10 protein-coding genes and 1 tRNA gene are annotated in these 9,751 nt (G+C 43.7%); 8 read left to right on the top strand and 3 right to left on the bottom strand.

Going from position 1 to position 9,751, the window contains the following annotated elements; all coding sequences use genetic code 11:
- The 8 genes from WC955_04340 to WC955_04305 all read left to right on the top strand — a co-directional run.
- Window positions 1-718: HEAT repeat domain-containing protein (locus tag WC955_04340; protein ID MFA5858274.1), on the top strand; the 718-nt coding region annotated here is incomplete at its 5' end.
- A 237-nt stretch (window positions 719-955) separates the two neighbouring features.
- Window positions 956-1,627, top strand: a complete 672-nt coding sequence (locus tag WC955_04335) for a hypothetical protein (GenBank protein ID MFA5858273.1) — start codon at window positions 956-958, stop codon at window positions 1,625-1,627.
- Between the two features lie 197 nt (window positions 1,628-1,824).
- Window positions 1,825-2,406 (top strand): hypothetical protein, encoded by a 582-nt coding sequence (locus WC955_04330; GenBank protein MFA5858272.1) that lies wholly within the window; start codon window positions 1,825-1,827, stop codon window positions 2,404-2,406.
- A 30-nt stretch (window positions 2,407-2,436) separates the two neighbouring features.
- Window positions 2,437-3,261, top strand: coding sequence for a FecR family protein (locus WC955_04325; GenBank protein MFA5858271.1), 825 nt, complete (start codon window positions 2,437-2,439; stop codon window positions 3,259-3,261).
- A 103-nt stretch (window positions 3,262-3,364) separates the two neighbouring features.
- A complete protein-coding gene (locus tag WC955_04320) occupies window positions 3,365-3,721 on the top strand; it encodes a hydrogenase maturation nickel metallochaperone HypA (protein ID MFA5858270.1) in 357 nt (118 codons plus the stop codon).
- A 75-nt stretch (window positions 3,722-3,796) separates the two neighbouring features.
- Entirely contained in the window at window positions 3,797-5,086 is a 1,290-nt protein-coding gene (gene eno / locus WC955_04315) for a phosphopyruvate hydratase (protein ID MFA5858269.1), read from the top strand.
- A 9-nt stretch (window positions 5,087-5,095) separates the two neighbouring features.
- Window positions 5,096-5,386, top strand: coding sequence for a septum formation initiator family protein (locus WC955_04310; protein ID MFA5858268.1), 291 nt, complete (start codon window positions 5,096-5,098; stop codon window positions 5,384-5,386).
- A 22-nt stretch (window positions 5,387-5,408) separates the two neighbouring features.
- Window positions 5,409-5,494: transfer RNA gene (locus WC955_04305), tRNA-Leu, on the top strand.
- A gap of 2 nt (window positions 5,495-5,496) precedes the next feature.
- Here WC955_04305 and WC955_04300 read toward each other — a convergent pair.
- From WC955_04300 to topA, 3 genes are all read right to left on the bottom strand, one after another.
- Entirely contained in the window at window positions 5,497-6,441 is a 945-nt protein-coding gene (locus WC955_04300) for a hypothetical protein (GenBank protein ID MFA5858267.1), read from the bottom strand.
- Between the two features lie 71 nt (window positions 6,442-6,512).
- Window positions 6,513-7,409, bottom strand: coding sequence for a site-specific tyrosine recombinase/integron integrase (gene xerA, locus WC955_04295; protein MFA5858266.1), 897 nt, complete (start codon window positions 7,407-7,409; stop codon window positions 6,513-6,515).
- A gap of 5 nt (window positions 7,410-7,414) precedes the next feature.
- Window positions 7,415-9,748 carry a type I DNA topoisomerase gene (topA, locus tag WC955_04290; protein ID MFA5858265.1) on the bottom strand — a complete coding sequence of 778 codons (2,334 nt, stop codon included), beginning with the start codon at window positions 9,746-9,748 and terminating at the stop codon, window positions 7,415-7,417.
- Between the last annotated feature and the right edge of the window lie 3 nt (window positions 9,749-9,751).

Here is a 9,751-nt window from a genome sequence, read left to right as displayed (position 1 = left end):
AAGCGTTGTTGCTACACTGATTGAATCTCTGAAAGATGCGAGGTGGCAGGTACGCGCAGCTGTGATCAATACCCTGGGAACGTTCTCGGATTATGAGGATACCTGCGGGATTATTGTTAAGTCGTTAGAGAAAATGATTAATGATGAAGCCAGTGAAGTACGGCTCGCTACGATTACTAACCTCGCGAATTTTTATAGTTCTAAGTACACAAAAAAAATTACTGAAATTCTTAAACTAAAAACTGAGGACCCGTTACCCGTTGTAGCGCTGGTAGCGAAGAAACTTGAGAAAGCGTATAACCAAAAGGCGGTGTTATTAAGCAGGAACTCGTCAAAACTCGCTGCCATAGGGTTTGTGATAACTACAGTGCTCGCGGGGATCGGGATTTCAGCTGCGTCATATCTTTTCCTCGCAAGTAAACAAGCAGGGAAGGAAAATGTTGCCACTGTAAAACGGCTGGAGTTACTTTCAAAATACGCGAATCTCGCTGCTACAAATATGAATGCTGATCTTGAGAGAATGTCTAGGTCTCCCCAGGATATGCTGACGAAGTACCTTTTTGATGATGCGGTTAAGGGGTTTAAGGCAAATCTCGGGGGTTCTGATGAACAGTCAAAACTGCGGATGGTGTATTATTACACCGCTGCCTGTAAAGCGTTCCAGAGTAATATGGATGAAGCTGAGAACTATATGGATACTGCCAAGGGTTTGAAGTAACTTAACCGCGGATATATGTGAAAAAAAACACAGTTGACTAAACCACAGGGAATGGCTATACTTAATCTTAAATATTATAAATTTCAAGTTAGGTTTTTTTTGTGAGAAGGAGGTGGGGAAAAGGTAATATCAGAAACGTGTAGTCAGGTGGGTTAGTTTAGTGTAGTTGTAGTAGTATAGTTAAGTAAATATGGTATACAGTAGAAAGAACATAAAAAAGGAGTGAAAGAAGCTAAGATGAAAAAAGCACTATTGGCAGCAGTAGGGTTAGCGTTAGTAGTGACAGCTTTTGGTTGCGGCGGGACAAAGATTAATGTAAAAGAAACACCGAAACAGGAACGCGGGATACCGAACTGGGTACCGCTGCCCGGTGCAGTAACTATCCCGGATCCGCAGATACAGTCCGGTAAGGTTATGCAGGGTGTTGGTATGGCAGAAAAACGTGCGTCATTCCAGGCACAGATGCAAACCGCAGCGGTCCGTGCAAAAGCTGACCTCGCGGGTAATATTAAGACAAAAGTTGAAAGCGTTGTGAAGAACACGTTTGGTGACTGGCAGGAACAAGGCGGAGTTAACCCGTCAGAGAACGTCAGTACCGCGATTGACCGTACAGAAGGGTTAATCAAGAACTTAGTGGATACCGAAATATCGGGACCGTTTGTGCAGCAGACTTATATCGATAAAGATACAGGGCAAATATGGATCCGTGTACTTCTTTCTGCCGATATGGTAGAACGCTGGACAAAAGAAAAACTAAGGGCACAGAAGGAAATCCGTGCGTTAATGGTAGACGCGAAGGCTGATATGATAGCTGATAAGCTTGATAAAGATATTGAAAAATCGCGTGAAGCTGAGAAGGCAACGAATGATGATATCTATAAGATGATGGGCGTTGGCGCAGGACAGTAAGGTATAGTAAAATTGTAATAAACCAATTAATCCTCCCCTCGTTATGCGGGGGGAGGATTTTGGTAAAATATAATAAATACTGTGGCTTAGGATATAATTGTACGTACTGAAATATTTTCTTTTTTATCGTGGAAACATTTGAGTAGGTATAGTTAAGTTTATTTACAGAACTTTTTATTTAAGGAGGAGTTTGAGAAATGTTAAAAAAGTTGTGGGTTTTAGTATTGTCAATGGTTGCGGGGACTGTATTATTATCATCCTGCGGGCCCTCACGCCCGGTACCGGAGTGGATGACAAAACTGCAGAATAAGCCGGATATAATCGAAGGTAAAGGTTTTGCTGTGGTGAATAGTGATTCCGAGAAAAAAGCTGCACGCGATATGGCATTCGCTGATGCAATGCAGAAACTGTTTATGGCAGCGGAAGCACAGGCCGAAGGCGTTATAGAAACGCGTACATCGTTCTCACGTGAGATCGGCGGGGATGATAAGGGTAAAGCACCGGCGGGTAAGGGTTTGGAAGAACTTGATAACCTTAATATGGTAAGTTATAAGAATGAAATGAAACAGCGCGTATTCTCTGAAGAATATTTTGACCGCGGAAATAAGGAGTATTGGGTATACATTTACCTTCCCGCAGCTAAGTTTTCGCAGGTAATGAATGAAGGACGGTTGAAGGCTATCAAAGCAATGCCACCGGAGAAAAAGGCTGAGTATAAAGAAATTGAAAGCAGTCTTGAAGCTGACTTACAGAAGTATAAGGATACACAGGCTAAGTAAGTAAAGCGGAAGTAGGAGATACATGATAATATGAAAAAAATAGTGGCAGTATTTACGTCAGTAGCGTTCATTCTTGCGCTCAGCGGGATGCTTACGTTGTCATACGCTGCGGATAAAATGTTGGAAGGCGCGGTGACTAAGGTTACGGGGAAGGTTAGTGTTAGACACTCAAAGGTTAAAACATGGGAGCCGGTAGAAGTTAATATGCCGGTAAAAGCTGGGGATACTATTGTCACCACCCCGGAGAGCGAAGTTGAAATTATTATGGATGACGGTACGGTTTTACGGTTGGAACAACGCACCGCGATTGTTATTGAAGAATCTTCAATCAACAAAACTACGGGTAAGAAAAGTGTGGATATCAACCTAAAAAGCGGGAAGTTATTGAATAATATTGAGAAACTTATTAAACGCGAGTCTAAGTACCGCGTAAAAACGCCAACCGCAGTTATAGGTGTCCGCGGGACGGAATTCGCAACGGAAGTTTCTACCTCCAATAAGACCACAGTGGCGGTATACGGCGGGACCGTAGCGGTTAAGGCGTCGGAGTCTGAGGATGAAGATGATGACGCGGAGATCGCGGTTGGGACTGAACAGGAAACTTCAATTGAAGCCGGGCAGAAGAAGCCGGCAGAGCCTACGGGGCTTAGTGAAGAATCAAAGAATTATTATGCGGATAAAGTCGCTGAGTTTGAGAAACGCGTACAGGCAAACCGTGAACGGTTAGAAGAAATTATTGCTGCAAAACAGGCGTATATCGAGAATAAAGTAAAAGAAAAATCGCAGAAAATAGAAGACCGTAAGAAAAAGTTTGAAGATATGCAGAAGAAAATGGAACAAGGGACTGAAGAGTAAGGGTTTCATTAATTAATAGGCTATAATAGTGCGGGGTGGGAAATACTTTTAAGTTTAACTGCCTCGCACTATGTTTTTATGGTTTAAGGAGTAACACAGCGGTATGCACGAACTAGGTATGGCAAAAGGGTTGTGGGAGAGTATCAAAGTTGCAACGGAAAAAAATAAGTTGTCAAAGGTTACGAAGATAAAACTCGCAGTCGGGCAGTTTTCGGGGATTGACCCGCATTTTTTGGAGCATAGCTTGAAGGATCATGTCCTGACAGGGACTATAGCGGCAACTGCGGTGATTGAAATATTTGTTGACCCCGTGAAGCTTAGATGTAAATCCTGTGGGAAAGTATGGGGGGATACCGGTAAGGCTGTGATGCCGGTGGTTAGCTGTACTGCATGTAAGTCGTATGATATTGAGATAATGTCCGGGAAAGATGTGGTGGTAACAAGTATAGAAGGTGTTTGACTTTACCTCGGGGATTTGGTATAAAAATACAACATATTTGGTGGGTTATTGATTAAGGGAGGATTTTTACACAAGATGTCTAAAATTAATGAAATTATTGCACGTGAAATTCTGGATTCCCGCGGGAATCCTACGGTTGAAGTTGATATAATCCTGGAAGACGGGTGTATCGGCCGTGCGGCGGTACCTTCCGGTGCGTCAACGGGTGAGCATGAAGCGCTTGAACTACGGGATGGCGATAAAGCTCGGTACCTTGGGAAAGGCGTGAGTAAGGCTGTTAATAACGTTAATAAAGTCATTGCGCCGGCACTTAAAGGGCAGGATGCACGGGAACAGGAAAGTATTGACCGCAGGATGATTGAGATGGATGGTACTGAGAATAAGGGCGTCCTCGGGGCGAATGCTATACTCGGAGTATCACTCGCAGCGGCACGTGCATCAGCAAATTCGATTAAGATTCCGTTGTATAAGTACCTTAAGTCATTGTATAAAATTGAGGGTGAAGGCGGGATTTTGCCGGTGCCATTAATGAATATTGTTAACGGCGGTGCGCATGCGGATAATAAGCTTGATATCCAGGAATTTATGATTGTACCTGCCGGAGCAGGCACGTTTGCGGATGCGTTACGTATGGGCGCGGAAGTGTTTCATAACCTAAAAAAGATATTGAAGGCAAAGAAGCAGTCAGTGAATGTAGGAGATGAAGGCGGGTTTGCGCCGAACCTGCACTCAACGGATGAAGCTTTGGATACTATCATTGAAGCTATTAAAGCAGCGGGGTATGAACCCGGTAAACATGTTATGATTGCGTTGGATGTAGCTTCCAGCGGGCTGTACAATGATGGTTCTTATACAATTGAAGGTAAGAAGCTGGATATTGACCAGATGATTGAGATGTACTCAAAACTTAGGTCTAAGTATCCGGTGGTATCTATAGAAGACGGGTTAGCGGAAGATGATTGGGATGGATGGAAAAAACTTACCGCCAAACTCGGGGATAAACTGCAGTTAGTCGGTGATGACTTGTTTGTAACCAACGTTAAACGGTTACAGCGCGGGATTAACGAAAAGTCGGCAAATTCTATATTGATTAAGGTAAACCAAATCGGTTCGTTGAGCGAGACTGTTGCCTCAATCAAGCTTGCGCATGCGAATGGGTTCACATCAGTGATTAGCCATCGTTCAGGTGAGACCGAAGACAGTTTTATCGCGGATCTATCCGTAGCGATGAACACCGGCCAGATTAAGACCGGGTCGTTGTCACGGAGTGAACGCCTGGCGAAGTATAACCAGTTGTTAAGGATTGAAGAAGAACTCGGCCGTGATGCGCGGTATGGCGGGATTACGGCGTTTAAGAAGGCGTAAGAGTAGATAATGGCAATAAAAGGCAGGACACAGTTTTCAGCAGGGGTTTATATTATATTCGCGATTGCTGTGTTCATAGCAATATTTTCCGCACCGGCTGTACGTACAATTATAGCGCATCGCCAGAGGTTGCCGGTCCTGCGGGTGGAGTATAGTAAGCTTGAACAAGAAAATATTGCATTACGGCAGAAAATGTGTGATTTACAGAATAACGGTTTTGTGATTGAGTGCCATGCGCGGGAGCTTGGGTTAGTGAAACCCGGTGAAAAAGTTTACCGCGTATCAGTTGAAACGAATTAATAAAAGGGAAACAAATCTTATTGCCACTGTGGCGGAATTGGCAGACGCACGGGACTTAAAATCCCGCGATCTTCATCGGTCGTATCGGTTCGACTCCGATCAGTGGCAATTTAAGCTAACCGCAGATACTTCAGTATTTTTTGGAGGAAAGACAACTTCCTGGAATGTTTTATAACAATAACGTTTTTATGCAGGTTTTCTTCTGCCCAGCCTGTGATCCCCGGTGCGAGCCGTGTAACGACCCTAACCTTATTCTCGCTTAGTTCAACAGTTTCAATCTTTATGGTGACCGGTTGGAGTACGCCCTGGCTGCGGCCTCCGAGTAAGTGCGCAACATACTGCGCGATATCACGGCCGTCAGTGAAGATACACATAACCTGGTCCCCGGGGACGAGTTTGTCTGCGCGTGTACCGGTTTGGTCATCACTGATGAGTTCAAGTTGAATATTCAGTCCCTGGCCATTATGCACAGTTGAATCACGGGGATGTTCATTCACACTTTTTTGCCAGTACTTGTACTGGTTAAGGTTTAAAGCTTCCCGGGAAAACTGGCTGTCTACCTGCTCACATTTTAGCTGTGGTTGAAGTATACCCGTGAGTATGCTTTCCATCCATTTAGTCCCGCGGTATTCCTGCCGAAGGTATGTATAAATTTCATTATTCCCCGGGTCAGTCAGTGATGCGTGGGTGTACTTCTCAAACTCCTGGGTTACTGCCTGCATACTGCCTTCCTGTAAACGGTAGGAGTATAGTTGTTTCTCAAACTCGTACCAGTGCGCGTTAAGTTGTGTTTCATAAACCAGCGGGTTATAGGAGATCACCGAGCGGATACGTACAGGTACTTTCTCACGGAGGTCAAATATTATTATGAGTAAACCGTATAACGATTGAGGTTTAATTATAAACTTACTCTTGATAACAATAATATGGTTTGATATATTACCGACCAAATGTAACGCTTTCTCAACGTCATACTTAGCGATCTCCAACGCAAGAAGCGCTTCTTTCGGGTCGCACTTAGTTTCTTCTACTATTAAATGAATTTTTTCGTTCATATATAAATACTACACAATACCCACTAGTTATTTAAGGGTTTTATTATACATCAAAAAAATGTTTTTGTCTATCACGCTCGGGGATGTGTTTTTTCATAAACTTTACGGATACGTTCGACGCTAATATGCGTATACACCTGTGTGGTTGAAAGGTTTACATGCCCAAGCATTTCCTGTACTGCGCGGAGGTCGCACCCGGCGTTAAGTAAATGCGTAGCAAAACTGTGCCTTAATACATGCGGCGATATTTTTTTGTGTAAACATATTTTGGTGATGTACTTATCAATAATTTTGCGGATAAACCGCGTGGAGATACGTTGTCCCCGTAAATTGATAAACATTGCGGGTTCGTTTTGTATGCCCCGTTGGGTAAGGATTTTTTCGCGGACTGCGGAATACTTCTTCACCGCGGTTACTGCCATATCGCCTACGGGAACGATACGTTCTTTTGAACGTTTACCCCAAACCTTCATCGTGCCGGACCATAGGTTTAAGGATGTCATATTCAACCCTACAAGTTCGCTTACCCGTATCCCTGTAGAGTATAACAGTTCAATTATTGCGCGGTCACGCGATCCGATATCCGTAGAAGTATCCGGCGCGTCTATCAACAGGTTAACTTCGCTTACTTCCAGGAATTTCGGGAGTAACTGCTTACGTTTTGGGGTGGGGAGGTACATAAACGGGTTGGATTTAACAATATTTTCTTTTACGAGATACCGGAAGAACGAACGTAATGCCGCGAGTTTACGTAATACAGATGAACGTTCATACTGTTTTTGTTGGAGTACCGCCAGGTATGTACGGATAAGCAGGCGGTCAATATCTTCCATCCCGCGGTTATTTATCCGGAGGTAGTCAATGAACTGTGTGATATCTTCTTCGTAAGCTGTGATACTAGCGGGTGAAAAATTTTTTTCAGCACGAATATATAACAAAAAATATTTTAGGTGGTTATTTTCGCCCATCAGTCCTACTTTGCCGCTTTCTTACTTTTACGGCCTTTCTTTTTAGTAGTAGTGGTAGTGGCAGCCGCTTCAGGTGTTGTTGTGGTTGCAATAACAGCAGAGGGGTCTGTGTATTTTTTTAGGTTACGGCATTTAGGGAATGCTGAACATGTAAGGAATTTACCTTTTTTGTTTTCCCTTAACCACATCATTGACCCGCATTTTTCGCATTTAATATCGGTCTTAGTTTTAATTTTTTTGTTGCCGTCCCTGTCTAGCGCAAAACGGTTCTGGCATTTAGGATATCCTGTGCAGCGTAAAGACTTGCCAAAACGGTACTCCATGATTTCCATTGGCAATCCGCAAACATCACATTTTTCGTTTGTCGGTATGGGTACCCGTTTATTGCCGTTAGCGTCCATCGCAATAGCGTACCTGCATGCGGGAAAGTTTTTGCAGCTCATAAACTTGCCATACTTACCGTCACGGATAACCATCATACTCCCGCATTTCGGGCATTTTTCGTTAGTTTCCGTAGGCGCTACTACTATTCTTTCTTGCTTGCTGGCTAATGCAATATCCAAAGCTTTACTGAAAGGCTTGTAGAAACGTTTTAGTACCGTTGTCCATTCGTCTTTACCTTCGGCTATACTGTCAAGGTCTTGTTCCATATTGGCGGTAAAGTTTATATCTACGATATCAGGGAAGGATGCTTCCATTAGTTTATTAACCTCTTCCCCAAGCCCGGTCACGTGGAACGCGCGTTTGAGTAATTCGCAGTACTTCCGGTCAATTATTGTTGAGATAATAGTTGCGTAGGTTGATGGCCTGCCAATACCGTTTTTTTCTAGTTCCTTAATTATACTTGCTTCATTATACCGCGGTGGCGGTTCCGTAAAATGTTGTTCCGGTAATAACTGTTTTTGTTTCAGTACCTGTGATTTAACCAGTACAGGCAGTTTTTTGTTGAACTTATCCTTTTTCCCGGTTTTAGCCGTATCTTCCGTGGATTCATCCGCGGATTTATCGGTTTCTTCATTATCCTCATCAGCTTCAACATTATAAACTTTAAGAAACCCTGCAAATTTGACAACCTGTCCCGTTGCACGGAACATACCGTCTTTTACACCTGATGTTTTGTTGTAAACACCGATATTGACGGCAGTAGTGTCAAATATCGCTTCCTTCATCTGTGACGCGACAAAGCGTTGCCATATTAGATTATATAGTTTGTACTGGTCCGGCGATAACCGCGCCTTAATTTTTTCGGGTTCATAATTAACCGAAGTCGGGCGGATAGCTTCATGCGCTTCCTGCGCGGTCTTAGATTTTGTTTGGTAAAGCACCGGGCGGTCAGGTAAATATTCGATACCAACATTTTTTGTGATATACCCTCTAACTTCGTCAATCGCAACTGTTGCGGTAGTAACTGAATCCGTGCGGTGATAGGTGATCAACCCGACACGTTCTGATTCAAGGCTGATACCTTCGTATAATTCCTGTGCGATCTTCATCGTGCGCCGTGACTGAAACCCGATCTTGCGTGACGCTTCCTGCTGAAGTGTGGAGGTAATAAACGGCGGTGCCGGGCGTTTAGTTTTTTCTTTGGCGGTTACTTCGTCAACCACAAATTTACCCGGGGAAAGTTTATCAACCGCAGACTTTGCCTGTTGTTCAGTTTTTATATCAAATTTTTCTATTTTATTTGATTCATACTCCACAAGGTCAGCGGTGAACCCCGTAATGTCTTGTTTCTCAGGCTGGGTTCCTGTCAGGAGGTCAGCTTTTATGGTCCAGTATTCTTCCGGTTTGAACTCACGGATTTCTTTCTCGCGGTTCGCAAGTAAGCGTAATGCAACGGATTGTACACGCCCGGCGGACCGCGCGCCTTTTATCCGCTGCCACAGGACCGGCGATATTTTGTAGCCTACAATACGGTCAAGTATACGCCGTGCCTGCTGAGCGTTGACAAGGTTATAATCAATCGCACGGGGAGTTTTTAGTGCGTCAATAATCGCGGATTTTGTTATTTCATGAAATGTTATGCGTTTAATACGGTCTTCCGAGATATTAAGTTCTTCTTTTAAATGCCACGCTATGGATTCGCCTTCACGGTCATAATCTGTTGCAAGCACTACGGTTTCGGCTTTTGATGCGAGTTCCCTCAGGGTGGGAATCATTTTTTTTGCGCGTTCCACTTGTTCGTAGGTAGGTTTAAAATCATTCGCGATATCCACCCCAAGCTCGCTTTTCGGGAGGTCGCGTACGTGGCCAAATGAAGATTTTACGGTATAATCTTTCGGCAGAAATTTTGAGATCGTTTTTTCTTTTGTCGGTGATTCTACGATTACTAGCTTCATAAT

The sequence above is a fragment of the Elusimicrobiota bacterium genome (assembly GCA_041658405.1).
In the GTDB taxonomy this organism is placed as follows: Bacteria; Elusimicrobiota; UBA5214; order JBBAAG01; family JBBAAG01; genus JBBAAG01.
The sequence above is the reverse complement of the archived record's forward strand: the minus strand, read 5'-3'. Positions and strand labels throughout refer to the sequence as shown.

Coding starts and splice junctions, on each gene's coding strand:
- WC955_04325 (MFA5858271.1), top strand. CDS start 2,437: ATGAAAAAAATAGTGGCAGTATTTACGTCAGTAGCGTTCATTCTTGCG.
- WC955_04320 (MFA5858270.1), top strand. CDS start 3,365: ATGCACGAACTAGGTATGGCAAAAGGGTTGTGGGAGAGTATCAAAGTT.
- WC955_04300 (MFA5858267.1), bottom strand. CDS start 6,441: ATGAACGAAAAAATTCATTTAATAGTAGAAGAAACTAAGTGCGACCCG.
- eno (MFA5858269.1), top strand. CDS start 3,797: ATGTCTAAAATTAATGAAATTATTGCACGTGAAATTCTGGATTCCCGC.
- WC955_04330 (MFA5858272.1), top strand. CDS start 1,825: ATGTTAAAAAAGTTGTGGGTTTTAGTATTGTCAATGGTTGCGGGGACT.
- topA (MFA5858265.1), bottom strand. CDS start 9,748: ATGAAGCTAGTAATCGTAGAATCACCGACAAAAGAAAAAACGATCTCA.
- WC955_04335 (MFA5858273.1), top strand. CDS start 956: ATGAAAAAAGCACTATTGGCAGCAGTAGGGTTAGCGTTAGTAGTGACA.
- WC955_04310 (MFA5858268.1), top strand. CDS start 5,096: ATGGCAATAAAAGGCAGGACACAGTTTTCAGCAGGGGTTTATATTATA.
- xerA (MFA5858266.1), bottom strand. CDS start 7,409: ATGGGCGAAAATAACCACCTAAAATATTTTTTGTTATATATTCGTGCT.